Here is a 26,768-nt window from a genome sequence, read left to right on the forward strand (position 1 = left end):
GTGTAACGGTTCATCATAGAATTTGCACTGGGTCGCTGGCGTTTTTACTGATAAATTTCATAGCAATTAAGTATAGCCTAATTGAAATCGACTAGGTTGCATAACAATTACTTATAACGAATCTTGCTCGTTTTTAGTTGCCGGATATTAGGAGTACTGATGGCAGGTTTAGGCACCAATAAATATACCTTGTTTGGCATTATGGCCATTTTGCTTTGGAGCTGTGTGATTGCGCTAACAAGGGATATTGCCGAGTTATTTGGCCCGATTGGCGGCGCGGCGTTAATGTATAGCGTGAGTACACTAGCTCTGATGTTGGTGATGGGTAGGCCAAAGATTGGCGAGTATCGACTTAGCTACGTGCTGCTTGGTGGTGGACTGTTTGTCAGTTATGAGATCTGTCTTGCCCTTGCGTTGGGGATGGCAAATGATCGTCAGCAAGCGATGGAAATGGCGGTGATTAACTACTTGTGGCCGGCGCTAACCGTATTGCTCGCAGTGGCGATGAGCGGTCGTCGAGTAAACCTTCTTGTTTACCCTAGTGTGGTGCTGGCCTTTGTTGGGGTCGTCTGGTGTATTTCGGGGGATGCGTCTTTCTCTATCGAAGGTGTTAAAAATAATGTGGCGACGAACCCGCTGACCTATTCCATGGCATTTGCGGCGGCATTTATTTGGGCACTGTATTGCAACATTACCCCCAAGATGAGCGGCGGGAAAAATGCCATAGTGCTGTTTTTTGCGATGACCTCGATCACGCTGTGGATACAGTACGCATTGAGTGAAGAAAGTCAGATGGTGTTTACGTTCTCTTCAGTTTCGACGCTACTGCTCGCTGGTATTATCATGGGCGCTGGGTATGCGTTGTGGAATCAAGCCATTATCGGCGGCAACATGGTGCTCATTGCAACGTTTTCCTATTTTACGCCTGTATTTTCTACGGTGTTTTCTTCGCTCTATTTGTCCGTTGCGTTGACGCAGTCGTTTTGGAAAGGGGTCGCCTTGGTCACGTTAGGCTCGTTGTTGTGTGCTTGGGCAACGCGCGAACCTACATCGCAGAAGGAAGCCGCAAACGTTTAATGTTTGCGGCAATGGCTTATGAGTTATTTGCCAAAGTGACATTGTTGGCGCGTGACAGTGACTTACAAGCCTCAATCAGCATTTGTGTAGGCACTTTGATAAAATACACCGACATCAGGATCATCATCATAGGATCCGCGTAAACACTCAGGTGTGCCCACGGGGTGAGTACCATTGCCCATGCTGAGATAAAGCCTGCCATAACCGCTACGCTAAGTAGCGTGTCCATTTGCCATTGTTTGGTTTCCGCTGCAATCAGATTAGCGTTCATCTGTTTGTTTTTACGAGCAATGTACCACCAAGCATAGGCACAACCCATCACATTAAATAGTCCGAATAACGTGGCGACTGTGGTGTCGACTGGGCGACCTCCCGTAAACATCGAGCTGACTGCAGAGTACAGCGATGCCAATACAATCACTAAGATGACCGCGGCTTTAATAGCAATGACCATAGATTCAACAGTTTGACGGCCGTATTTTGAGGCCTGACTGTTTGGATTTTTTAGTTGCTGCGCAGCAGCCAGTGACAATAAAGTTAACAGTAAGCTGACTAGAGAATAAACACCGTCAAAGGCGATGACCAGCGAGCCCATCAACACTCCAACCACTAGGCCTGCGACAGCGAAGCCAGTAGCAATAATGGCTGATACTCTCAAGACTGATGATTCGTTGTGTTGCGTTAGCGAAGACATGGGATTTACCTTTTGTTTGAACTAAGGGCATTATTTCGCCGAGGTGATTAACATTCAAACATTAACTGTATCGCTGAGCGGGATTGGGCATGGAGAAAATTATGAATGTTTTTAAAATCATTGGCTTAGGGTGTGGTTTTTGCTGTCAGGATTAATGGCGCCCACTGATGTCCGTTGCCTCAATGAACGAGAGTCTAGAAGGTAAACAAGTAATCACTGACTTGGTCGGCAAGCCAAGTCATCGCGGGATGTTCGGACATACCCGATGAGGTCAACATACAGAAGTCTTCTTGGGTTAGACCATAAGTATGTTTGATGACAGACAACGTTTGCTCACGTAGGAGCTGACGGATAAGTGGCTCGGGCAGAACGCCCCAAGCACCTTCGGAAAGGATGGTTTTTAGCATGAATTCAAAGCTTGAAAAACCAATGTACTTCAATGAGAAAGGCAGTAGCTCAGGGTTGTCACGCAAGTTGAGATACGCGAGCGACACTTGCATCTCATCACGTAACACTTCATCAGAGACACGGGGCAGTTTCGACAACTTGTGGTCGGCTCGGCACACCGACATCATGCGAATTTTTCCAAGAGGTTGGTAGGTGAGCCTTGGGTCATCCTCTCGTTCAAAATCAACACCAAAGGCGAAATCGACCTGTTTCTTTTCAACGATGTCGGCCAAATCACCAGATGAGGCCAGCACAATGTTGAGTGATAGAGCCGGGTAACGCTGGTTAAGTTCCAATGTAAGATCTTGCCAAACTTGGTCTGGTAGGCTGTCATCATGAGCAATGCGCAGTTCGGTGGCGAAGTCGCCAGATACTTGAGCACAGGTTTGTCGAATGCGAGCCGAGGTGACAAGCAGGTTCTCGCAGTCTTTATAAATCGCCTTCCCTGTTTCTGACAAAGTAACATTATTACCTGTACGGAGAAAAAGAACGGTGTCGAGGTCTTTCTCTAGTGCTTTGATAGCCATGCTAAGTTTCGTTCGGTTGCAGTCCAGCACTCGCGCCGCCTCGGACACGGAGCCTGCGCTAACCACGGCACAGAAGGCTTCTATTTGAGAAAGATTGATAGACATTGATCGCAAAACGCCAGTAAATCAAGGGAACAAAAATCATAGCACGTGTGCCAAAGAATACGAAGATAACACTAGGAATTGCTTGGCGTTCTGGTTTAATCTATGCCTAGTCATCAAGGATTAAAATGAAGTGCTTGTATAATGTTCAGCACTAGCAAAACAATGGAGTAAACTATGTCTAACGAGTGGGATGAGTACGCCGCGACATGGGAAAATAACGAGGCGACGGCGGTCTTTGCTCAGTCATGCTATGACGCGCTTTCAGAAATGACCTCGTTGAAAGGTAAATCAGTTTTAGATTTTGGTTGTGGTACTGGCCTTTTGAGCCAATTAATGTCACCAACGACCAAAGATATTGTCGCGCTGGATGGCTCTGAAGCCATGATTGAAGAGCTAGACAAAAAAGGCTTAGATAATGTCGAGCCCGTTGTAGACCTACTAACACGTGGTCTTGTTGCCCAACACCCTGCGTTTCGTAATCAGTTTGATCTTGTCGTTGCGTCTTCTGTTTGTGGGTTTGTTGATAATCTTCAAGATACCGTTAATGTGATCTACACCTTGCTGGATGAGTTCGGCATGTTTGTTCATTGGGACTGGGCGGTTGAAAGTGACGATGCAGGATTTGGTATGACGGAGAAACGAGCTAAACAAGTACTCCTCAATGCTGGATTCGAAAAAGTCGATGTCTCTATTGCTTTTGAAATTGAATCAGCGAAAGGTCCGCAAAAAGTGTTGATGGGTGTGGGTCGCAAGTAACGTAGAACTCAAAACTAATTACCGGATATCCGAATAGGTGGTGCCTTTGGTACCACCTTTTTTTGTTATGCTAACAGGCTAATTTTTTGGATGGGTTGATTATGTTTCTAAAATCAAAGCACTGGATTTGTTCATGTTTCGCGTCCCTATTGCTTATTAGTGGTCACGCTTATTCTGATGACCGAGAAATGATTGAGCAAGCGAACGCCATTTTAGACAAAGCAGCGCAAAACCTTGATGAGTTCGACTCTTTATCGCATTGGGAATCTGTGAAGAATGTCACTGGCGTTGCCAAAGCCATCGTGATCTTTCCATCTGGAGGCCAGGCGGGTCTTCTATTAGGTGCGCAGTGGGGCAAGGGTATTTTGCTCACCAGAGATGCACACCACTGGAGTGAGCCTGTATTTGTGACATTCCGCAGTGCGATGTTTGGCTTATTAGCGGGCGCGCAAAAAATTAACGGTGTGGGCGTGATTCTTTCTGATGATGTGGTCGAGCAATTGCAGTCTGGTTCAACCAAAATAGGCGGCACAGCCGACGTGACGATTGGAAATGGTGTCAGCGGTAAAGTTGTCGGTGGAACCAACGGCATTAGCGCTATGATGGTATCGCAAAACAAAGGACTTTACTTTGGTGGTAGCATAGACACCTTCAACATGACATTAGACGACAAGTTGAACAATGCCTTGTATGGTGACGACTTTTCTGTCGATAAGGTGCTCACCAACTACGATCATCAATCAGGCCAAGCGCAGAACCTACGCCGCCGATTGGAAGGGATCGCCTATCGGGCTGTCTATCGTTAGTCATCAAGCGATGAGTTAAATTTGAACTTGTTGTTTTTTCGTGCATTATTGTCTTTATGCAACCGACTTTAATCGCACAGGACACTTGTTTATGAAACATCTGCCTATAGAGCTCCAGTCTATGAAATATGCAGTGATGACCTTGGTTCTCACAAGTTTGGCTTTGGTGGGGTGTACGACGACCACCAAACCGGCTGCCCCCCTTAACTTTTCTTATGGTGTCGCTAAAACCGGGGACTTTGGTTTTTTACCACAGTCGGGGTTGGTGACCTATTCGTGGCGCGCTAATTTGCCTGTGGCGAGAGTTTCTGAAGACTTTGATGCCGAACATTACCTTTCTGTCATAAAATCGCAAATCGATGAAGTGCTGACATCCAAGGGCTATATTGCTGTTCAAGATGGTCATGCTGCGACGATGCACCTTGATTTTGGTATTGCAACGGAAACGGCAATGGATGATGAGCAAATATTTGCTAGCACCCAAATTAAGACTGGGGTGCAGTTTGACTCGACCGGTCAGAAAAGTGAGAAGGGCAGCTTGTACATCGCAGTGTTTGATTCAGTAGGCGCATTTCCAAGGTGGCGAGCTTTAGCTCAGGGTCCGACTGAAAACCGAATCAATGATTCAGAAGAGCGTGAAGAGCTTAAGAACTTAATTGGCGCTATGCTGGACGATTTACCTTCTCGTTAACCCACGAAGTCCTTAAATAGTAAAGACCGAAGCATCAGGCTCCGGTCTTACTATGCTGCAATGGGACAAGCTGCAATGGGTCAAAATTGCTTAGTATTTATTTTGGCATCATGACCGTATCGATGACATGAATCACACCGTTTTTCGCTTTGACGTCAGTCGCCACGACGGTCGCGTTGTCGACCATGACTTTGCCGTCACTTTTGGTAATCATGATGTCTGAGCCTTGCACTGTCGTTGCTTTATCAAGCCCCATCACATCCGCCGCCATCACTTTTCCTGGCACTACATGGTAGGTCAAAATCGCTACCAGCTTATCTTTGTTCTCTGGTTTGAGCAGAGATTCGACCGTACCTTCAGGCAGTTTAGCGAAAGCGTCATCGGTAGGTGCAAACACAGTAAATGGGCCGTCACTTTTTAATGTGTCAACCAGTCCGGCTGCTTGTACTGCTGCCACTAATGTTGTGAAAGAGCCGTTTTCAGCGGCAACATCAACAATGTCTTTTTTCATTCCATGATGATCAGCGAGTGCTGAGAAGGATAGAAGTAGCGCGGCTATTGCTGCAAACGAACGTGTTAGTAAAGTCTTCATATCTGCGATCCCTTGTTTGTTTGTATTCGCAGACGTCTGTTACGGTGAGGTATCGCTATCGATCACTGACGGCACCTAACAAATTATGTTTACACCGCCAGCTTGAAAAACATCAGAAAGTAAGACCGGGAAGTAGTACGGTTCGCTTTGGCCAGTTGTGCTGGTTCAGCGCTTTGACCATCACTGAAACCGGGGTAGGCTGAGCCAAAGGCTCATCGGGAAGCAGCGAAAGGTTGGTGACTCGTTTGTAACCACTTGAGGTGTAGACTTCGTCACGACCAAACAACACTGAGCAATGAAACGGCTGTTGCTCCATCCATCGGTGGGCTTCCCCAATTAAGGCTTTCGCTAAGCCTTGATTGCGATAGTCTGGGTGGACACAAACCTCGGCAACACCCGCAATTGGGATTGTTTTTCCTGCTGCAGTGATGGTCTTCTCGTGAACGGCGAGATGAGCAATAACATGATGAGCATGATCGCCGGTTATATACCAACGATGCTGAGGCATCTCGTTGTAAAAGCGCTGGGTTTTAAAACGACTATCACTAGGCTTAGTAAAGCAGCTACTAAGGATAGTGATCAGCCCTTGGTTTAGCTCTTCGGATACGGAGCTATCTTCAATATAGTGTATTTTCATAGTGCTATTGGCTTACCACGCAACGCTCTGTGACGATGCTGTGAGTGCCTTTGTCAGTTCCTTTCGCTATGGTGAGTCGGCTTAAAATGCTATAGCAGGTAGAGCTGCCATTTTGAGTCGTTGATTGGATACTTACGGTACCTGAATTACCACTATTGGTATTTTTCCATGGAATGGTTTGTCCAGCGCTTGGGTTACGGAGGAGGCTTTCTACCGCTTGCTTGTGGAGTTGTTGGTCTTTGTCGGAGAAGCTTTTATCTTCGACCCCGAAGGTTTGTGACGTGAGCGAATCTACAAGCTGAAACGGCGATGACAATATGCCGCCAATCACTCCTGTGACCGCCCCTTTACTGGCTTCACGTCCTGCTTGTTCTGCTTGCTCTACTAAAGATTCTGCTTGGCGAATCACTTCTGGCATCGCGACGCGCAGTGCTTCACTCTCGGCCAGTATGGCAGGGACTTGTTTGTTGGTGGCAGCGATTTGCTGGTTGGTGGCTCTGATCGTTTTATTGGTTTGTTCAACTTGCTCTAGAAGGCTAGGTAAAGAACTATGCCATTGATTTGATTGTTCAAGAATCGGAGGAATCGCTGCTGTGACGGATTGAACTTCATTTAGAATAACCGGGATTTGACGGTTAATATCGTCAACTCTTGCTAGCACTTCTGGAATGGCTTGCTGGTATTTCTCACTCTGCTCAAGAATGCTTGGGATGATAGCTTGGATTTTTTGTACTTCTTCCACCACTGGCGTAATGCGCTGCGCCGTTTGGTCGATTTGCGTCAGTAGGGTGGGCAGTTCGACCCTGACTTGTTTGGCTTCGAGGGTGAAAGTATAGATAGACCAAGCCAGAGCCAAAATAGCAATGGCAAGTAGCACTCTGCTGGCGGCAACAATCTTTTCCATATCACTCCTTGTGTCAAAGCCAATCTACTTCAGTACATTGGTTTGAAATTGAAACGTCCAGCACTAACCATAACCAAACTGATCGGCTTAGTAAACGAGATGAGAGCAAACGTGATGAGGCGTGCGATGAGAAATGCGAGATTGTGCAAAAAGTCACCAGTTGAACGTATTTACCTAGTAAGTCACTAAAATGTAAAGCCAATTCAGCTAAACTGAAATCAACAAGGGAAAAAAGTAGGAGCTGGTGATGGCGATTCAAAGACTCGAAGCTAACAAGCTATACCATGCCGCAGAGCTGAAAAAGCTGCCATGCAAGTCGACCAAAGAACTGGATCCGATTGATGAAATTGTCGGTCAAGAGCGTGCTCAAAAAGCGGTTGAGTTCGCAATGTCTATTAAGGAAAAGGGTTACAACATTTACGCGATAGGCCAAAATGGCCTAGGTAAGCGTACTATGATATTGCGCTACTTAAGTCGCCATCCTCACGATACTCAAGCACTCTATGATTGGTGTTATGTGGCCAATTTTGCCGATACTCGTACGCCTCAGGTATTAAAGCTGCCATGTGGTATGGGTGAGAAACTGAAGAAAGATGTTGAAAAGCTGATTTCGAAACTTGTGAAAGCCATTCCAATGGCTTTTGACAACGAGCTCTATTTTGGCCGAGCGGATAAACTCAAAAACGACTTGTCTCGCAAGCAGCAAGTTGAATTGCAAAAGCTCAGCGAAGAAGCGAAAGAGAAGGGCATCAGCCTAACTATTACGCCGCAGGGGGATTACCAGTTTGTCGCCCTAAATGGTGAAGACTTACATACCGATGAAAGCTTTTCTGAACTGCCACCAGAAGAGCAAGAACGCTTTGGTACCACCATTGATGAGCTTGAAGTGAGTCTGCGTGGAATGGCGAGAGAGCTGACCGATTGGGAAGAGACCTTCACCGATAACATTCAAAAGCTCAATGAAGAAGTGACCCTTGGGGTGATCAGTCACCTGATTAAAAAGCTGAAAAAAGAATACAACGGCTACACAGAGATCAAAAAGTACCTGAGCGCGCTTCAGCAGGATATTTGCGAGAACGTGGATATCTTCCTTGAGGAGGGGAATGAGCAGGGGGAGATCGCTACCGCTTCCCTCGATAAAAAATTCCCACGCCGCTACAAAGTGAACTTGATTGTGAAGCAGTCTTGCAGTGATTTTCCGATCATTGTAGAGGAAAACCCAAACTATCACTCTCTATTTGGTTACATTGAAACCGCGACCTACAAAGGCACAGTCTTCACAGATTTCTCTTTAATTCGTTCAGGAAGTTTACATCGAGCGAACGGTGGCGTGCTGCTGATGGATGCGATTAAGGTGTTAGAGCAACCTTATGTCTGGGATGGTCTAAAACGAGCGCTGCGTGCACGTCAGTTAAGCTTTACCTCTCTTGAAAAAGAGGTGACGCTGACCGGAACAGTATCACTTGATCCACAGCCTATTCCATTGGATGTGAAAATCATTTTGTTTGGTGATTACCGAACTTATCAACTACTGCAACACTACGACCCAGAGTTCAGTGAGCTGTTCAAAGTCACCGCTGATTTTGAAGATGAAATGCCGCGCACAGCGGACTCTGAGCTGCATTACGCGCGTTTCATTTCCAGCATCGTTCACGACAACAATATGCTGCATTGTGACCGCAAAGCCATTGCTCGCATCATTGAGCACAGCTCGCGTCTATCGGGCGATCAAAACAAACTGTCGCTTCACTCTGCGCACATTGCCAATTTGCTACGAGAGTCGAACTATGTGGCGCGGAATGCGAAATCCAATCTGATCCGCATGGGGCACGTTGATCAAGCCTTAGAGTATCAACAGATGCGAGTCAATCGATTGCAAGACAGTGTGATGGAAGGTTTCGTGAACGGCACGACGTTAATCCACACTGAAGGTTCAGCGATTGGTCAAGTGAATGCGCTTTCGGTGTTAACGACCAGCGATCACATGTTTGGCGCGCCAAACCGAATCACGGCCACCACGTCTTACGGTGATGGCGATGTGATTGATATTGAGCGAAGCGTGGATCTCGGCGGTAGTATTCACTCAAAAGGCGTAATGATCCTGACCGCTTATCTCTCATCGGTGTTTGGTAAAACGGCGAAAGTGCCTCTTACTACAACAATCACTTTTGAGCAGTCTTACGGCGGAGTCGACGGTGATAGCGCCAGTATGGCGGAGTTCTGTGCGGTGGTTTCTGCGTTCTCTGGTCAACCAAACCGACAAGATATTGCGATTACCGGCTCAATGAACCAGTTTGGTGAGTCGCAGCCGATTGGCGGCGTCAACGAGAAGATCGAAGGCTTCTTCGATGTTTGTACCATCAAGGGTCGCAACTCGGAGCAAGGGGTCATCATTCCGCGCTCTAACGCTCATAACTTGATGTTACGTGCAGACATCGTTAAGGCTGTCGATAAAGATGAGTTCCATATTTGGGCAATCGATCATGTGACCGAGGCTATTGAACTGTTTACCGGCAAAGAGGCGGGCACCGCTTCGCTAGAGGGCAGTTACCCCATTGATACCATATTTGGTATCGCCCAAGCGAGACTCAACGCACTACGTAAGTAACTAAAAGCCAAGCGAATGCTTGGCTTTTAAACGTTTCTATAATTGCGCTCTTAGGGTGCTATCGATTAAGCACGAAGTTTGAGCTTTGTGCCATCAAACTTAAGATGAGACAGCAGCTCTTTGGCATTCGCCTCACCTTTTTCATCAAATTTGATACCGTAAGCGGTGTAATGACTGGATTTTTGCTGGTTGCAGATAAGTCCAGATAGCGGAGGGAAGTAACGCCCTTTTTGCGTGCCTGCTGCGACATTTAATGCCACTTCTTGGCCAACCACCAAGCTCTTGCCAAGCGCAGGCAAAATAAATCGACAGCCGCTTCTTGACATATCTCTTAGCTCACAGCGCGTTTGACTGTGCCCGGTGCTTAGCATCGCCTCAAGGTTCACTTCATACCTTGGTTCTTTCCTAAGGTTGGTCACTTGCATTGACTGCGGGATAGACAGGATAAGAATGGGCAGTGGCTCTTCAACAATATTCAGAAGTTGTGCGCGGAATTGAACAATTCCTCCTTCACCACGTTGAGAAATCGCTCTTACTGTTAGCCAAAACCCCTCCTGAAAGAAGTACTTGAGATCACTTTCATCGATCTTAGGCGTTTCCAGCAAAATACGATGCTCAGAATGAGCACCAATAAATTGGGTCGCACAGCGAAAGGAAGTGCCGACAGGTGTATTAACCGTCAATGTCACGTCGCCACCATGCTCTATCATGGCGAGAGCATCGGTGCTATTGAGCGTTTGCGTCGTTCGTGATGGGGGATTGGATTTTTGCTGTTGCGTCACTGCCTGATAATTCCTGACGTTTTCTTTCCTACACTCAAAGCTTTATCTTGGATATTTTTATATTAATCGCTTTGAGTCACACGCGTTTTATTTTGAACCGTGTTCACAAAATTCTAGGGTTTCGATTATCAAAGTGCAATCAAAAACAAGAATCCAGGAGTCAAAATATTGACCTAGATGTCAATATTGAGTCCAACCGCACAACTTTCGTTTTTGCCAAAGAGGGAATACATCAAAGCCGGTCACAATTTATTGTATTTATAAAATCACTAGCTGAGAGGAATTTTAGATCGATTGGGATGGCGTTTTGTTATCATCATCGATTATTTTTGAGGTTCTGTATATCACAGCCTGAAATCAATAATGAGTTTGATTGTAAGGCGCGGCAGAGTTCAGTGCGATTCTTCCGCCAGTTTGGTGACCCTCGCGACATCCCTGAATGGCGAAAATACGCCGGTTTCGATGACAATTAAGACTCGGTATCTACTCTTTTTCTTGAACGCTCATGGCTCAGTTGGCAAAGTATCGATTCCGGAGGATGGTGAAGCACTCAAGTTTTAAGACAGACATAATGAGGTAGAACGTGCAAGAACATCAATATGAATGGCAGGAGATCGAAAATGGTCGTCTGCTTTACATTGAAAAACTGTTTGACCATGACTCTGCTGAGGTGGTGTTTAATGAGTTACAAAGCGCGCTTAATTGGCGACAAGATAACATTCGCTTGTTTGGAAAAGTACATTCTATCCCGAGACTTCAAGCTTGGTATGGGGATGCCAGTTATCGCTACTCTAATGTAGAGTTAGAGGCTCAGACCTGGTCTCCCAAGCTCGCTGAGCTAAAAATTCTGTGTGAACAGTACGCGCAGCATAGGTTTAATACGGTACTTGCCAATTTATATCGTGACGGCCAGGATTCTAATGGCTGGCATAGCGACAATGAGCCCGAGTTGGGCATTAACCCAGTGATTGCCTCACTCAGTTTTGGTGGTGAGCGGCGATTTTTGCTCAGGCACAAACTGACCGGTGAAAAGTTGGAGTTCACCCTAGCTTCCGGTTCTCTACTGATCATGGCTGGTGAAACTCAGCATCACTGGCAACACACCATACCGAAGACTAAGCGAGCTGTAGCGCCAAGGATAAATTTAACTTTTCGAAAAGTCCTGGAGTCCTAAAACAACAAAAGCTCCCAATGGGAGCTTTTGACTAGCGAAATCAGAGTTTGATTATGCTTTTGTAGATGCCGCTTTTTTAGTGTTCTTAGCGTAGCTAGGCGTTCTTGCTACAGCACGCTTAGTTGTTGGCTTCTTCGCTGCTGGTTTTTTCTTCTTTTGCTGAAGACGCTCTGGAAGAATCTGAGTTGCGAATACATCTTCAACTGTTTCCGCACGCTTAATTAGTTCAGCTTCACCGCCTTTAACGAGTACCGTTGCTGGACGTGGTAGAGAGTTGAACTGGCTCGCTTGAGACTCTGCGTAGTGACCCACATCCATGATAGCTAGGATATCGTTAGGCACTAGCTCAGGCATACGTGCACCGCTTTCCCAGATTGATGGGATACAGATTGGGCCTGCGATCTCAGTTGTCTTCTGCTGAAGAGGCTGTGTCATCTTAGTTGCTGGCAGAACTGGGTTCTTAGACTCTTGAGACTCGACCAGTACCGCTAAGTAAGTAGACGCATCAACCATTGTGTAGCTGTAGTCCATCTCTTGGTCTTCTTTCACTACATATACAGAAGTCAGCAGTGTACCAATGTTACCCGCAATGTAGCGACCCGGCTCTAGCCATAGTTGAGGGATCTCGAAGCCTTCTTTGTTGAACTCTTCTAGCATGCCCGCACAAACCACTTTTGCGTAGTCTTCAATCGTGTTCGGGTTCATTAGGTTTTCAACGCTACGTGCTTCTGGCTCACGCTCACGTGGCCAACCGCCGCCAAGGTCGATTTGGAATGGTTGAACGCCACACTCACGAGAGATCTCGATTACGTTGCGAGCGTATTCACGGTAAAGCGCGTCCCAACCCGCTGGATCTTTAGAGAAGCGGCCTAGGTGAGTGTGGAAACCATAGAATTCGAATACATCGACTTCTTTAACGCGGTTAACGATTTTCTTCGCTTCTTCTTTTAGAAGACCGAATTTGATCCACTTCATCGCGCCTTTGAAATCAGGGAATGGGTAGCAATCTGGTTCAAAGTTATCGAAGAACTCTTCTGGGATAACTTTCAGACGTACTGCGATGCGTACTTTTTCTTTTGGCTTCACTTCGCGAGCGATACGTTCAACGATTTCGATCTCTTCGAAAGAGTCTAGGTGAATTGCGTAGCCGTACTCAATTGCTTTACGGATAGCAAGCTCAGGCTTAACTGTACCGTTAAGTGCGATAGTCTTTGGATCTGCGCCGCCGATGCGAGTTGCTTCAACTTCGCCAGGGCCAAAACAGTCACCACCAACGCCTTCTTCGTTACAAATAGCGCGAACAGCGAAGTTGGTGTTTGATTTGATAGCGAACATTACGTTCACAGGCTTTGGCCAGTTTGAACCGAATGCGGCTTTAACGCGACGTAGGTTACCACGCAGTGTGTCTTCGCTAAGAACAAATAGCGGGCTACCGTATTGCTCAACCAGATCAGAAGCTTTGCAGCCGCCGATGTATAGGTCGTCGCCTTTCGTTGCTAGCTCGTCAGTTGGCGTTAGGATGTTTTGTAGACGCTCAGCGTAGTTTTGGTTTGCTTTGTGTTCAGCAAGAAGTTGCTTTTGCTCTTCTAGTACAGAACTTAGTTGCTTTACTGAGTCTTCTAAACGCGCTTGATATTTCATATTCGTTCCTCACGAAATCGTTGAAAAGTCATGATTTGATTTGTTGATACAAAGTGTAGTCGGTGGTTGAAAAAACAACACGTCACCCAGAGTCAAAAAAACTTACACTGGCGTCTAATGCATTGCTGGTCACATATTTTGACTGTGAATGATACGTTAACATCAGATTGCCGAACTAAGTAAGTTACTTAGGGGTTACAGATACACTCCAGTATCATTTAAGCCGCTTGGTGGGTCAGTTCTATTCGGGCATGCACGTAGTTTTGTGAGCTTGGTTAACATTTTGTGAGTAAATGAGTTGGGTTTACAACAAGTCAAGTAACGGTATGGGTAAAAAACGTCATTATTTGATGTTGTCGTTCAATAATATTGACTCTCAGTGACGTTACAATTTGAAGCCTTGTGGCTAATTTATAGCCATTCGATGACGGCGAGTCAGTCACTTCATTCGGTGATAAAGCAAATATAGCTCGCCGTTATTAAACAGTAAGCACAACAAGCGTTCTGTCTTAATACAGAACACTCATTCTTCACGAGGTAATCATTATGTCTTTTGATATTAATAAAGCTAAAGGTGTATTCGCAACAGTGGACGCTGCGATTGAAGCAACTCATAAAGCACAAGTTGAGTTCTATGCAACGTCTACAAAAGAAGGCCGCGAAGCAATCCTTACTGCTATCCGTGGTGCAGTTCTAGCTAAAGCAGAAGACTTCGCGAAGTTGGTTCGTGAAGAAACTAACCTAGGTCGTGTTGAAGACAAGATCGCTAAGCACCAGCTAACTGCTGCTAAGACTCCAGGTACTGAAGTTCTAGAAACTAAAGTATGGTCTGGCGACAACGGTATCTCACTAGAAGAGCGTGCACCTTACGGTGTTATCGGTGCGGTTACTCCTGTTACTAACCCAACTGAAACTATCGTTAACAACGCTATCTCTATGCTAGCGTCTGGTAACGCGGTAACGTTCAACGTTCACCCATCTTCTAAAGTAGTTTCTGCGATGATGATCGACATGATCAACAAAACTATCGTTGAAGCAGGCGGCCCAGCTAACCTAGTTACTATGGTTAAAGAGCCAACTCTAGAAACACTAAACGAAATCGCTAAATCTCCACTCGTTAACATGCTAGTAGGTACTGGTGGTCCTGGTCTAGTTAAAGCAATCCTACAATCTGGTAAGAAAGGTGTAGGCGCTGGCGCTGGTAACCCACCTGTCATCGTTGACGCTTCTGCTAACCTAGACCTAGCTGCGGCTGGCGTTTACGGCGGTGCATCTTTCGATAACAACCTACTATGTATCGGTGAGAAAGAAGTATTTGTTGAAGATTCTGTAGCAGACGAGTTCCTAGCTAAGCTAGAAGCAACTGGCGCTTACGTTCTTTCTGCAGAAGAAGCTGAGAAGCTAACTGCACAAATCCTAACTATGGACGAAATCGACGGTGCTAAGCCTTGTACTGCACAAGAAATCGCACGCGTATGGCACCCAGTTAAGCAACACGTTGGTCAAGACGCTGGTGAGATCCTTAAGTCTATCGGTGTTGAGTCTGAGACTCGTCTAGCGGTTATGGTTGTTGAGAACGATCACCCACTAGTACACGTAGAGCAAATGATGCCAGTACTTCCAGTTGTTCGTTGTGCGAACATCGACGAAGCTATCGAGCGCGCAGTGGCTGCTGAGCGTGGTAACAAGCACTCTGCATGTATCTACTCTGGTAACATCGAGAACGTCACTAAGTTCGGTCGTGCTATCAACACAACTATCTTTGCTCACAACGGTCCAACACTATCTGGTGTAGGTTACAACGCTGAAGGTACTTCAACGTTCACAATCGCTGGTCCAACTGGTGAAGGTATCACAAACGCGTACTCGTTCACTCGTGCACGTCGTTTTGCGATCGCACAAGGTGGTCTGCGCATCGTCTAATGAACGGTGAAGTTTAAGCAGACAAATCATCGACCCTTCCCAAGCGATGAGATCTTTTAGCCGAGCGTAAGCTCGGCTTTTTTGAATTATGCAATGCGATGAAGTCATTCGCATTGATAACCGTGATTTCACCCCAAATCACGTATCGAAATTGCATCCTATAACTAGATGTCAAACAAGTAGTTAATACATAGCGCTGGTGAATAAGTGATGAGTTACCGTTACTTTATAGTCTCGTCTAAGTAACACGTACAGCTCCGTACAACAGCCTGATTATCTTGAGCTTTAGCGCTAAGAGCTTGATCTTGCGTAGTGCTTTGTAGCGTTTTATTTTCAGCTTGAAACAGTCAAGTAACTTACTTGTCAATAATAGGTATCTTGGTCAACTTAGTTGACGCTGAGTGACATAGTTTCGATGAATGTTTGGGGTAAATTATCACCATCTTGAGGCTGGCACCAATGCCCAGCTCTTAAAGCACCAAATCTCACGAGGTAATCACTATGTCTTTTGATATCAACAACGCTAAAGGTGTTTTCGCGACAGTGGACGCTGCGATTGAAGCAACTCACAAAGCTCAATACGAGTACTATGTTAACTGTACTAAAGAAGGTCGCGAAGCCATCATCACTGCTATCCGCGGTGCAGTATTAGCGCGTGCAGAAGACTTCGCAAAAATGGTTCGTGAAGAGACGAAACTTGGTCGTGTAGAAGACAAGATTGCTAAGCACCAACTTACGGCTGCTAAGACTCCGGGCACTGAGATCTTAGAAACTCAAGTATGGTCTGGCGATAACGGCATCTCTCTAGGCGAGCGTGCACCTTACGGTGTGATTGGCGCAGTTACTCCAGTAACTAACCCAACAGAAACTATCGTTAACAACGCTATCTCAATGCTAGCGGGTGGTAACGCGGTGACATTTAACGTTCACCCATCTTCAAAAGTTGTTTCTGCAATGATGATTGACCTTCTTAACGAAACTATCGTTGAAGCAGGTGGTCCAGAAAACCTAGTGACTATGGTTAAAGAGCCAACGCTAGAAACTCTTAACGAAATCGCTAAATCTCCACTTATCAACATGCTAGTTGGTACAGGTGGTCCTGGTCTAGTTAAAGCTATCCTTCAATCTGGTAAGAAAGGTGTAGGCGCAGGCGCTGGTAACCCACCAGTTATCGTTGACGCTTCTGCAAACCTAGACCTAGCAGCGGCTGGCGTATACGGCGGTGCTTCATTCGATAACAACCTACTTTGTATCGGTGAGAAAGAAGTATTCGTTGAAGAAGCAGTAGCGGATGCATTCCTAGACAAACTAGAAGAAGTTGGCGCTTACGTTATGTCTGCGAAAGAAGCAGAAAAACTGACTGACAAGATCCTAACTCTAGACGAATTTGAAGGTGCAAAACCATGTACTGCACATGACATTGCACGTGTGTGGCACCCAGTTAAACAGTTCGTTGGTCAAGATGCAGGTGAAATCCTGAAGTCTATCGGCGTTAAATCAGACACTCGTCTAGCAGTAATGTTGGTAGAAAACGACCACCCACTAGTACACGTAGAGCAAATGATGCCAGTACTACCAGTGGTTATCTGTAAAGATATCGACGAAGCAATCGAGTGTGCAGTAGCGGCTGAGCGTGGTAACAAGCACTCTGCATGTATCTACTCTGGTAACATCGAAAACGTGACTAAGTTTGGTGGTCGCATCAACACCACTATCTTCGCGCACAATGGTCCAACACTATCTGGTGTGGGTTACAACGCAGAAGGTACGTCTACGTTCACAATCGCAGGTCCAACAGGCGAAGGTATCACTAACGCACTATCGTTCACTCGTGCACGTCGCTTCGCGATTGCTCAAGGTGGCCTACGCATCGTTTAATCGACCGCGAACAACCGAATATCTCATCACTCTTCCCAAGCGATGATATATCTAGCCGAGCGAAAGCTCGGCTTTTTTTGATCTCTTATTGATAATTCAGAATGTTCCCTCTAGTAAGAAAGCCCAATAAAATCGCTTGTTAAAACTATTATTGAATTGAGGTAAGTTACCGTTACATATACTTACCTCTGTCAATCGCAGTCGCTATAGTTGAGCTAATCATATTATTTTGAAGGGGAAAATCATGCCACTGAATCGTCGAAGCTTCCTAAAGTCTGCCATGGCGTTGTCCGCAGCCACTATGACTTCTCCTTCATTTGCGACTAAGTCAGGAGAGACAATGAGTATCGAGAGTATCCATAACATGACGGCCACTGAGATGAGAGCCAAGCTACTTGCTAAAGAAGTGACGTCAGAGCAGCTCGTATTGGCATGTTTAACTCAAATTGAAACTCAAAATCCAAAGCTCAATGCGGTGTTCCAAATTCAAAAGCAAGAAGCGATTGCACAAGCGAGAAAAGCGGACTTAGCCTTGAAAGCCGGTGAGGCGATAGGGCCACTGCACGGTATTCCATTTACACTTAAAGACTTGTTTGAGACTAAAGGGGTTATTACCACTGCGGGTAGTAATATGTTCAAAGACAATGTCCCAGAGCAAGATGCGACGCTGGTTAAAAGACTAAAAGCGGCAGGCGCTATTTTGCTAGGTAAGTCGAATACACCTGAACTCGCACTTTCAGACGAGTGTAACAGTCCTGTTTATGGTCGAACCAACAACCCTTATGACCTAACTAGAACGCCAGGTGGTAGCTCTGGTGGCGCTGCGGCAGCCATTGCGGCAAGAATGATACCATTTGATATTGGTAGCGACATTGGTGGTAGTGTACGTCTGCCAGCGCATTTTTGTGGTATTTGTGCTTTAAAACCGACTCATGGCCGCATTCCAACCACAGGGCACATCCCGAGCTACGGCGACGCTTTTTCTCAATTTAACCATGCTGGTCCAATGGCGCGAAGTGTGGATGATTTGGAGCTATTGTTAGAAGTGCTAAACGGTCCAGATTGGAAAGACCCGTTTGCACAAGACGTTCCTTTGGCCGCTAGCAGCGATGTAAAAGTCAATGAACTGCGCATCGGCTTCTATACCGATGATGGTTTGGTCACCGTACCAGAAATGTACAAAAACGCGGTTAATAACGCTGTGGAAGCGCTTAAAAAATCGGGTTGTGAGACGTCGCACCAACTACCAGAGCAAGTCCAATTTGGTGGTGAAATACTGGTGGAACACTTCTTATATGATGGCAGCGAGCACTTAAGAAACTTTGTTAATGCCAACAACCCAGAGTTAATGGGTGAAGAGCTTAAAGGCTGGTTGTCTTTAGGTACTGATGCGACCGTTGAAGACGCGCAAAAGGCCAATGCACGCTTAGCGAAGCTGCGCAATTCAATGATTCAAGTATTTGAAAATGCAGATGTGTTGATTGCACCAGTAGCGCCAGTTGTCGCATTTAAGCACAACTCAGCCGATGGCACGGCGGACTCATCGATGATGCAAGCCTACAACCTAACAGGTTGGCCGGTTGCAACCATTCCAGTCGCAATGAGCGAAGATGGATTGCCGATTGGCATTCAAATTATTGGACGCCCATGGAAAGATGAAGAGGTGCTAGCGGTTGCGAAAGCGATTGAATCTAGCCTTCCTGCATTACCAGCGCCTGTTTTATAAGTGCTGAGCTAACGATGGTTGGGAGTGATCGTTAGTTAACGCAACTCAATAACGTAGGGTAGGTTACTGAAAAGTACCTACCCTTTGTTTTAATTTACTGGATATTTTTCTTAGTATTCAGATGTCTAAGTTGACTAGGGGGCATGGAAAACCAACGCTTACAAGCTCGGCAGAAGTTTGCACTGTCGCTAAAACCAAGCCAGTCGGCAACCGTCGCTAACGGTAATGCCGTCATTGTCACATAGTGATAGCACACTAGCATGTGTACCTCATCTTTCATCGTCGTTAGGCTTTTATTGTACTTAGCAAGGCGTCGCTTCATCGTTGCAACACTGCAGTGATGCTGTGTGGCGAGTTCAGGTAAGGTTACTTCTGTGCTGCGCTGTGCGATTTGATCGTAAATCGAGTGGTAAATCTCTGCTAGGAAACGGTTTTCATCATTACCTTCTTGCTCAGACCAAGAGTTAAATAGTGTCGTGATCATGGGAGATGATGCCCCCATAGCTCTTGACCAATCTGAAGCCGGCAGTTCGATGTAAGTACAGGGGGCACAATACTCAATGTTGGTGCCAAACAGGTCGTTGAGGCCTTGGCTATTACCTTGTTCAGGCGCTTGTAAACACACTCTGGTTGCTTGTAACTGAGTTTGTGTTAACTGAGTAAGAAGCTGCCAGCAAGCCATCAGTGCATCTTCAAATTGCCAAGCGACGGTGTTTCGTTCATCTTCAAACTCCACATATAGTCTTCCGGAGTCTTCACAGAATCTAATTTGAAGAATAGCCTCAAATTGCGGTGCATAGAGCGAGATCAAGCGCACGGCACTGGCTAAGTCTGGCGCGCTTTGTAGAGCGATATTGAAACGCCCAAAACTTTCCACCGAGAACAACTCTCCTAAAGCAAAGCCAGCATGGTAATGCCCAGCTCGCCACAAAGATTCGATGGACTCCTTTTGTAGCGCGACGAGAGTAGCAATATCGACACGCTGTTGGGAGATAAGCAGTTGCTCAACTTTAATCGATACTGTGTTTACCTCTTGGTATCGCCTGAACAGCGTCCGCAGGTTTTTTAGCGTGTCTTGATTGTAATCATAAGGGGCAACGAGAGGCCCAACCGCACTGATAATATCCATGGCAACCTAAAAGTAATCTTGAGCTATAAGGACAATTATACTCGATTTTTGTCAAGTATAGTGACTACAGAAATCGAGATGACCACAGGAGATAATTATGAAAGTTGCAATGGTTACAGGCGCTTATCAAGGAATTGGCTTAGCGACATGTGAGCTACTTATGGAGCAAGGTTACGCGGTTGTGATGGCAGACATCCAAGACTGCTCTGAAAAAGCAAAAACATATAGAGAGCAGGGCTACGAGGTGACGTCGGTTGTGCTCAACCTTGCTGACACAAATACGTTTTCAGCGGTGTATCAAACCATTGAGGAAGCCTATGGTCATTTAGATGCACTCATCAACAACGCCGCTATTTTGAAAGATTTTGGCATTGGCCCTAATGAACTTCAGGAAGAAATGCTTCGTGAGGTGTTAGAAATTAACCAAATTGGCCCGTTCCTATTAACTCAAAAATTGATTCCATTACTCAAGAAATCGCCAGCACCGCGTATTGTGAACCTTTCGACGCAGGTGGCACAGCTCGCGCAGTTAAGTGATATGGACTCACCGCTGAAAGACGATATTTGTTCGGCCTATCAAATGAGTAAGATTGGTGTTAACGCTAATACGGTGTTGTTCGCTAAAGCCTTGGAGCCGTTTGCAGGAAAAGTAAATAGCTGCTGTCCGGGCTGGGTAGAGACAGACATGAACCTTGATGACCTGCCAGACTATGGCGACTCGCAAGCAAGACCTAAGACCGTGAGAGAGGGGGCGGACACCTCTGTGTGGTTAGCAACCCTGACAGAAGAAGGACCAACAGCCGGTTTCTTCACAGATCGTCAACGAATTGAATGGTAGGAGCGAATCATGACTAATACAGTAACGAAACAAAGTGGCATGCTAATGGGCACACCTGTTGCTCAGCAATATCTTCAAATGACAGAGAAACGTGACCAATTGCACTCTGTCTCTAAAGGGTACATTGAGCGTCACAGTGGCAAAGCCTTTAAAGTAAACAAAGGCCAAGTGTTTCGAATTATTCAATCTGATGGCCCGCAAATTGGTGATGTTTGGGTGTTCAACCAGCATGACCGCACAGAGCACTTTATGGGACACACGACGTTCTTGTATGAAGGTGCGTACTTAGCACAGTACAGTCAACTGTGGTCATGTATGCCGAATGTTCGACCAATGGCAACAATGCTGGTGGAGCACTCTGGGACCCCAACACTGCCAGAGAACTTTCACAATCACGTCGCGTTAGGCGGCCACTGTACTCAAGCGCAGTGGGAGATGTTAAGTGGCGTTAAAGGGCATAACAGCTGTCACGACAATGGCATTCAGGCCGTCGCTGAGTTTGGTATGGGCGAGCAAGATATCATCCATGATAACTTCATGGTATTCCAACCAAGCTTCATTCAGATGGATGGCAGCGGTGATAGCATGCCAAGCCAAAGCAACCCAGGCGACTACGTTGAATTTGTTGCTGATATGGACATTTTGGTGGCAGTGTCAGCTTGTCCGGTTGGCGACTACTCGGTACCCATGACAGAGCCTGAGAAAGTCAATGCGAAAGGGCTAGGTTACGAAATCCTAGAGTGGCGTGAAGTGGATTAATTGGTATTTTTCGATAAGCTCTAAAAATGGCATCTTGCCCCACGCCGAGCGTCAACGCTCCCCAAAAGCGTCATTATTCCCTTGGAAAAGGGAACCTCAGTACAGCGCGCTCTGAATGTAACTAACGTAACTGTTTAGTTAGCTAAGTGCTTTAGGAGATCCTCACTTTTGTGAAGATGACGAATTAACGGTGAGCTGGTATTCGCGTTAAAACAAGAGGCCAAAGTCCAGAAGGTTGCTAGCTTAAACTCTGGCACACCTTCGCTCCAAACCCATTTAAGAGCGCTTAGTTCTACCCTGAAACTGCTTAATGCTCTTTTTCTTGTTGGTTCTGCGATTAGCTTGCTTATCACGCGGGGCGCGCTTGCTCTCGCCAGTAGAAGGTTTATCAGTGACAGGAAAACCTTCGAGTTCCTGCAATGCAAGCTCACGTTGCGTTACTTTTCTAATTGCGGTCAGATACTCTGTCTCGCCATGACATATCAATGATACTGCGATGCCTTTTTGCCCGGCTCTGGCCGTGCGGCCGATGCGGTGTACATAGGTTTCGGCATTTGACGGCAATTCAAAGTTGATGACTACGGGTAATTGCTCGACATGGATACCGCGCGCAAGTATGTCTGTTGCGATCAGTACATTGACTTTTTGCTGCTTGAATTGCTCGAGAGTGGCTTCCCGCTCTGCCTGATCTTTGTTGCCATGCAGAGCTGCAGCATGCAGCCCGGCTTTGTTTAGCTTCTTACACAGCGCATCAGCGTTATCTTTGGCTCCAATAAAGACGAGAACCTGACGCCAGTTGTGACGGCTGATTTGATCAATCAGCGCTTTGGTTTTACTGCCTTTATTGACTAAATAGATCGTCTCTTTTATTGCCTGTTCTGCATCTTGCTCTTTCTTTACTTCAATAAACGCGGGAGAGTAGAGCAGTTCTTTGGCCTTGTTTTCAAGTAGCTCCGGGAAAGTAGCAGAGAATAGCAGTGTTTGACGCTTTGCTGGCAACATCTCGATGATGCGTTGAACATCTGTCCAAAATCCCATCTCTAGTAGGCGATCGGCTTCATCAAGAACCAGTTTACTGATGTTGTTTGCTTCTAGGGCGTTGTCAGTGAGTAGCTCGAGAAGACGGCCTGGCGTTGCAACAATCACGTTATAGCTCTTGGCGAGTTCGGTTTTTTGCATCTCTTTATCTGTGCCTCCGACAAGGCAAATAGAATTGAGATGGGTCCCTTGAGATGCCATCGATAGCGTCTCATTAACTTGTGAAGCGAGCTCGCGAGTGGGGACAAGGATGAGAGCTTTAGATTGTGCCTTTAGAAGCTGCTCTAAGAGAGGCAAGCCATATGCTAGTGTTTTACCACTTCCTGTCTTAGCGATAGCCAATACATCCTGTTCATTCAAAATCGCAGGAATAGCGAGTGACTGAATTTCCGTTGCAGAGCGAAATTTGTCAGGCAGTGCTGCCACAAGTTTTTGGCTTAGAGAGAATTGAGAAAACGGCATAGTGTTGGTCTTAACCTTTCTTGTTCTAGTTGAGAAGCGGCGTGCACTTTACCACAGTTGGCGTTAAGTTTATCTGCACAATAATGTACGCCGCTAACAACTTATCTGCTCACTATACAAGAAAGGCTAAAAGCACCCGCTTTTAGCCTCTCCATATTAATCCCCTAGTGATGTAGACGCCCTACGGCGATCCGTCGCGCCATGCAACAAACCATCTTTAACCTCAATGGCATTGAGGCCGCTGACCACAGGAATAACGTGAACCTTGTAGCCCATTTCAGCAAAGCTAGGCACCATAGATTCGGCGAAGGTGCGCTTCTCTACTAATAGGCCAGTCGGGTTGTATGGCTTAGTGCGGTCAATCTTGGTGCCGTATTGGATGTTTGGCAGATCAATCGCAGCTTGAGCGGATAGGTTCCAATCAACAATACCGACAATGGTTTTCAGCACATAGCCCGGAATTTGCGAACTACCTGGGCTGCCAACGACGAGACGCAGATTATCGTTTTTATCGAACACCATCAGCGGGGTAATGGCAGAGCGTGGACGTTTGCCTGCTTCAATGGCGTTTTGTACTGGTTTACCGTTTAAGCTTGGAATCGAAGAGAAGTTGGCCATTTGAGCATTCAGCAGCACGCCATCTACCATAACGCCAGAGCCCATGCCCGTACCGACGGTACTGGTCATTGCAATGGCATTGCCCTCGCTATCGACAATAGAAATGTGTCCAGTATCTTGGCTTTCAAAGCCTTCGTGTGCAGCAGGTGTCGCTACCTCGGGCAACCCTGGCTTGATGTTCTTGCTATCGCCCGCGCCTTTTTCTGGGATCATATCAAAGCGATCATCGATATAGTCTTTATCGAGCAAGGCTTCAACGGGTGTATCTACATAGCTTGGGTCACCGGCGTAGGCAATGCGGTCTTCTTTGGCAAGGCGCATCGCTTCAACCATCAGTCGCCAAGGCTCTGCTGTGGTGATTGGCATTGAAGCGATATCGTATTTTTCAAGCATGTCGAGTGACTGGGAGACCAAAACACCACCAGAAGCGGGGTAACCGAATGAAACAATGTCATTGCCGCGGTAGGTCGACTTAACGATGTCGCGCGTCTTCACGCGATAGTTAGCAAAGTCAGTGAGAGAGAGTTTCGCTTGGTCTTTTTTGAGGCGAGCGTTAACCGTTTCGACAATGTGCTTTGCAAGCTCTCCTTGGTATAGGTAATCAGCACCTTGTTCGGCGATGGCTTTAAGCGTTGTCGCCATTTTAGGATTGGTCATGTTAGTGCCCGTTGGGCGGATGGTATCACCCTCCCAGTAAAGCGCTTTGATTTCTGGATCATGGATAAGCCTGGTTTGCTCACGCACGACGATGTCATAGGTGTAGCTGTTCATCGAGTAGCCGTTTTCAGCATAATCGATGGCTGGCTGTACAAGCTGTTTCCAATCCAGTTTGCCGTGCTTTTGGTGAGTGTGCTGAAGAAGCTTAAGCGTACCTGGAATCGCCACGGAGCGAGGACCTAGAATATCATCGCGACTTATTGCTTTACCGTTCTCGTTCAAAAACATATCTGGCGTCGAACTGGAAGGCGCTTCATCACGGCCATCGTACGCGGTAAAGGATTTGGCTTTGTTGTCGTAGTAGAGAGCAAAGGTGCCGCCGCCAATACCGGTCATATCAGGCTCTACTACTGACATCACAAACTGCATAGCGACCATCGCATCGATCGCGTTACCGCCTTGTTTGAGAATGGAGTAGCCCGTGCTAGTCACATAAGGGTTGGTGGCACTGACCATAAAGGACTTGCCGGTGTCGTTTGGTGCAGTAGGAAACGGATCAGGCTGCGCTGTTACCGAGCACGAAACAAGCGTAGCGATCAACGCGATACGAAATGACATAAAAGCCTCTAAACGGTGTGTCATGGATACAAATAAGAGTAGGTGCTATCAGTAACATATCCACTTGATGCTTGTTTAACTGTTCGGTCATGGCTTTGTTATCACTTGGTCAGAGCCTGATGTGGCAGGCTCTGTCGATAGTTGCGCGTTATAAGTAAGTGTCGTAGAAGAAATAACAGGTAATAGCGATGGAGCTTAATGTGACAAAGCGTCGCACGTAGATCTGTGGTAGCTGTCGTGAAAGGTTAGCCGCAACATAACCGCCAGTGAGTGTTCCGAGCATCACAGCGATGCCTGAATACCAATCGATGAGGCCATTAAATACAAATAGCACGATGGCAATCGCCGACGCGCAGGTTGAGATAAGGAGTTTCAAGCCGTTCATCAAATTAATGTCTTTGTAACCAGCAACCGCGAGGTAGCTTAGGCCAATCACTCCAAGTCCAGCGTTAAAAAAGCCACCAAATACACCCACAAGGAACAAAAACAGCGCTAATCCAAACGCGACTAACCCACCAAGGTTACGATGGCTACTTACCGCTTTCAGTCGAGCATTGATGCGATCGCCAAAAATGAACAGCACGGTGGCGAACAGTAATAGCCAAGGTATTGTGCTGACAAACTGTTGCTCCGACACAATAATCAGTAAGTAGCTGCCACTGATGCCTCCAGCGATACTGAGTAGCACCACTTTAAGTAAATTACTGCGGTCCTTAAGCACTTCTCGGCGAAATGCATAGGTGCCACTCAAATAACCGGCACAGGCTGCGAACGTGTTGGTTGCATTAGCGACAATTGGCGGGATACCGACCAACAGCAGCGTCGGAAAGGTAATAAAGCTGCCGCCACCGGCCACAGAATTGAGTACACCGCCGAAGACACCAGCAATAAACAGTAAAGCAATCTGTGATAGGTCAAGCAGCATAATCGGTAAAATCAATGAGATGGGGAGTGATAGCCAACATAGCTCAAACCTAACTCATTCTCAAAACAAGCATTCCGAAGCGTGATCTCAGAGTCATCATCTGTTGATGTCTCTCGGTGGGTATTTGAGAGCTAAATCGTCGATATTCTCTTTGTTTGGGCTTGCTCTTGTCGGGCTTTCTTGGGATCATGCCCACAATTGTGAGAACAAATTAGGATTGCATTCAATGTCGAAACTAAGCCTTCAAGAGCAGATGCTAAAAGCGGGTCTGGTCAACGAGAAAAAACTGAAAAAAGCCAAGAAAGGTTCGAAAAAATCACGTGTTCAAGCGCGTGAAGCAAAAGCGGCCGTTGAAGAGAGTAAAGCGGCACAAAAAGAGCGCGATCAAGCGTTGAACAAGCAGCGTGATGAAGAAAAACTGAGCAAAGAAATCAAAGCTCAAGTGAAGCAACTGATTACTCTTAACACTATTGAACATGGCAACGGTGACATTAAATACAACTTCACTGATGGTACTTTGGTTAAGTCGTTATATGTTACTCAAGAAGTGCGTGACCAGCTAAGTAAAGGTCAGTTGTCTATTGCACGTCTAGAAGAAGGCTACGCGGTGATCCCAACCATCGTTGCGAAGAAAATCGCCGAGCGTGACCAAGAGACAGTTATCGAAAACGACGTTAAAGAAGAAGTCGTTGAAGAGGATGACCCATACGCGCAATATGTGGTGCCAGATGATCTGATGTGGTAATACTCAAGCGT

The 26,768-nt window shown here is 46.4% G+C and carries 22 protein-coding genes and 1 pseudogene; 12 read left to right on the top strand and 11 right to left on the bottom strand.

All coding sequences use genetic code 11. The annotated features are described in order from the left end of the window. Positions 1-159: 159 nt before the first annotated feature. The gene (yddG, locus tag ACJB0T_RS05615) at positions 160-1,077 is read left to right on the top strand and encodes an aromatic amino acid DMT transporter YddG (protein ID WP_479292574.1); all 918 of its coding nucleotides are present in this window, start codon (positions 160-162) and stop codon (positions 1,075-1,077) included. A gap of 55 nt (positions 1,078-1,132) precedes the next feature. Here yddG and ACJB0T_RS05620 read toward each other — a convergent pair. Then, positions 1,133-1,771: pseudogene (locus ACJB0T_RS05620) on the bottom strand (cation efflux transmembrane domain-containing protein); the annotation flags it as partial. 194 nt (positions 1,772-1,965) lie between these two features. Next, a complete protein-coding gene (locus ACJB0T_RS05625; RefSeq protein WP_479294520.1) occupies positions 1,966-2,844 on the bottom strand; it encodes a LysR family transcriptional regulator in 879 nt (292 codons plus the stop codon). Positions 2,845-3,024: 180 nt separating this feature from the next. On the opposite strand from ACJB0T_RS05625, the gene ACJB0T_RS05630 reads away from it, so the two are divergent. From ACJB0T_RS05630 to ACJB0T_RS05640, 3 genes are all read left to right on the top strand, one after another. Further along, a complete protein-coding gene (locus ACJB0T_RS05630; protein WP_479292577.1) occupies positions 3,025-3,606 on the top strand; it encodes a class I SAM-dependent DNA methyltransferase in 582 nt (193 codons plus the stop codon). A 101-nt stretch (positions 3,607-3,707) separates the two neighbouring features. Next, on the top strand, positions 3,708-4,412 hold the full coding sequence (locus tag ACJB0T_RS05635) for a lipid-binding SYLF domain-containing protein (protein ID WP_479292579.1): 705 nt from the start codon (positions 3,708-3,710) through the stop codon (positions 4,410-4,412). A gap of 91 nt (positions 4,413-4,503) precedes the next feature. After that, complete coding sequence (locus tag ACJB0T_RS05640) at positions 4,504-5,103, top strand: hypothetical protein (RefSeq protein WP_479292581.1); 600 nt, start codon at positions 4,504-4,506, stop codon at positions 5,101-5,103. Positions 5,104-5,200: 97 nt separating this feature from the next. On the opposite strand, the gene ACJB0T_RS05645 is transcribed toward ACJB0T_RS05640, so the two are convergent. From ACJB0T_RS05645 to ACJB0T_RS05655, 3 genes are all read right to left on the bottom strand, one after another. Then, positions 5,201-5,695 (bottom strand): fasciclin domain-containing protein, encoded by a 495-nt coding sequence (locus tag ACJB0T_RS05645; RefSeq protein ID WP_479292583.1) that lies wholly within the window; start codon positions 5,693-5,695, stop codon positions 5,201-5,203. 112 nt (positions 5,696-5,807) lie between these two features. Further along, entirely contained in the window at positions 5,808-6,332 is a 525-nt protein-coding gene (locus ACJB0T_RS05650; RefSeq protein WP_479292585.1) for a GNAT family N-acetyltransferase, read from the bottom strand. Positions 6,333-6,336: 4 nt separating this feature from the next. Then, positions 6,337-7,236 carry a hypothetical protein gene (locus ACJB0T_RS05655; protein WP_479292587.1) on the bottom strand — a complete coding sequence of 300 codons (900 nt, stop codon included), beginning with the start codon at positions 7,234-7,236 and terminating at the stop codon, positions 6,337-6,339. 247 nt (positions 7,237-7,483) lie between these two features. Here ACJB0T_RS05655 and ACJB0T_RS05660 point away from each other — a divergent pair, with 247 nt between their 5' ends. Next, positions 7,484-9,844, top strand: a complete 2,361-nt coding sequence (locus tag ACJB0T_RS05660) for a Lon protease family protein (RefSeq protein WP_479292589.1) — start codon at positions 7,484-7,486, stop codon at positions 9,842-9,844. A gap of 65 nt (positions 9,845-9,909) precedes the next feature. On the opposite strand, the gene ACJB0T_RS05665 is transcribed toward ACJB0T_RS05660, so the two are convergent. Next, complete coding sequence (locus tag ACJB0T_RS05665) at positions 9,910-10,554, bottom strand: PilZ domain-containing protein (protein ID WP_479294521.1); 645 nt, start codon at positions 10,552-10,554, stop codon at positions 9,910-9,912. Between the two features lie 655 nt (positions 10,555-11,209). Between ACJB0T_RS05665 and ACJB0T_RS05670 the strand changes: the two genes are divergently transcribed. Then, positions 11,210-11,800, top strand: a complete 591-nt coding sequence (locus tag ACJB0T_RS05670; protein ID WP_479292591.1) for an alpha-ketoglutarate-dependent dioxygenase AlkB family protein — start codon at positions 11,210-11,212, stop codon at positions 11,798-11,800. A 51-nt stretch (positions 11,801-11,851) separates the two neighbouring features. Here the strand turns inward: ACJB0T_RS05670 and ACJB0T_RS05675 are convergent, their stop codons facing one another. Next, positions 11,852-13,441 (bottom strand): diaminopimelate decarboxylase family protein, encoded by a 1,590-nt coding sequence (locus ACJB0T_RS05675; protein ID WP_479292593.1) that lies wholly within the window; start codon positions 13,439-13,441, stop codon positions 11,852-11,854. 546 nt (positions 13,442-13,987) lie between these two features. Between ACJB0T_RS05675 and ACJB0T_RS05680 the strand changes: the two genes are divergently transcribed. From ACJB0T_RS05680 to ACJB0T_RS05690, 3 genes are all read left to right on the top strand, one after another. Then, positions 13,988-15,364 carry an aldehyde dehydrogenase gene (locus tag ACJB0T_RS05680; RefSeq protein WP_479292595.1) on the top strand — a complete coding sequence of 459 codons (1,377 nt, stop codon included), beginning with the start codon at positions 13,988-13,990 and terminating at the stop codon, positions 15,362-15,364. Positions 15,365-15,865: 501 nt separating this feature from the next. Then, positions 15,866-17,242, top strand: coding sequence for an aldehyde dehydrogenase EutE (locus ACJB0T_RS05685; protein ID WP_479292597.1), 1,377 nt, complete (start codon positions 15,866-15,868; stop codon positions 17,240-17,242). Between the two features lie 244 nt (positions 17,243-17,486). Further along, positions 17,487-18,968 (top strand): amidase, encoded by a 1,482-nt coding sequence (locus tag ACJB0T_RS05690; RefSeq protein WP_479292599.1) that lies wholly within the window; start codon positions 17,487-17,489, stop codon positions 18,966-18,968. Positions 18,969-19,062: 94 nt separating this feature from the next. Here the strand turns inward: ACJB0T_RS05690 and ACJB0T_RS05695 are convergent, their stop codons facing one another. Then, positions 19,063-20,097, bottom strand: a complete 1,035-nt coding sequence (locus tag ACJB0T_RS05695; RefSeq protein WP_479292601.1) for an AraC family transcriptional regulator — start codon at positions 20,095-20,097, stop codon at positions 19,063-19,065. Between the two features lie 97 nt (positions 20,098-20,194). On the opposite strand from ACJB0T_RS05695, the gene ACJB0T_RS05700 reads away from it, so the two are divergent. Together ACJB0T_RS05700 and ACJB0T_RS05705 are read left to right on the top strand one after the other, a co-directional pair. Beyond that, on the top strand, positions 20,195-20,935 hold the full coding sequence (locus tag ACJB0T_RS05700; protein WP_479292602.1) for an SDR family NAD(P)-dependent oxidoreductase: 741 nt from the start codon (positions 20,195-20,197) through the stop codon (positions 20,933-20,935). Positions 20,936-20,944: 9 nt separating this feature from the next. Further along, on the top strand, positions 20,945-21,694 hold the full coding sequence (locus ACJB0T_RS05705) for a DUF1989 domain-containing protein (protein ID WP_479292603.1): 750 nt from the start codon (positions 20,945-20,947) through the stop codon (positions 21,692-21,694). 276 nt (positions 21,695-21,970) lie between these two features. Here ACJB0T_RS05705 and ACJB0T_RS05710 read toward each other — a convergent pair whose 3' ends face one another. The 3 genes from ACJB0T_RS05710 to ACJB0T_RS05720 all read right to left on the bottom strand — a co-directional run bounded on the left by ACJB0T_RS05710 (position 21,971) and on the right by ACJB0T_RS05720 (position 26,012). Beyond that, complete coding sequence (locus ACJB0T_RS05710; RefSeq protein ID WP_479292605.1) at positions 21,971-23,194, bottom strand: DEAD/DEAH box helicase; 1,224 nt, start codon at positions 23,192-23,194, stop codon at positions 21,971-21,973. A 156-nt stretch (positions 23,195-23,350) separates the two neighbouring features. Continuing rightward, on the bottom strand, positions 23,351-25,087 hold the full coding sequence (gene ggt / locus ACJB0T_RS05715; RefSeq protein ID WP_479292606.1) for a gamma-glutamyltransferase: 1,737 nt from the start codon (positions 25,085-25,087) through the stop codon (positions 23,351-23,353). Between the two features lie 148 nt (positions 25,088-25,235). Beyond that, the gene (locus tag ACJB0T_RS05720) at positions 25,236-26,012 is read right to left on the bottom strand and encodes a sulfite exporter TauE/SafE family protein (RefSeq protein ID WP_479292609.1); all 777 of its coding nucleotides are present in this window, start codon (positions 26,010-26,012) and stop codon (positions 25,236-25,238) included. A gap of 226 nt (positions 26,013-26,238) precedes the next feature. Between ACJB0T_RS05720 and ACJB0T_RS05725 the strand changes: the two genes are divergently transcribed. After that, the gene (locus ACJB0T_RS05725) at positions 26,239-26,757 is read left to right on the top strand and encodes a DUF2058 domain-containing protein (protein ID WP_479292611.1); all 519 of its coding nucleotides are present in this window, start codon (positions 26,239-26,241) and stop codon (positions 26,755-26,757) included. Positions 26,758-26,768 lie beyond the last annotated feature (11 nt).

This window comes from Vibrio sp. CB1-5, from assembly GCF_059412285.1.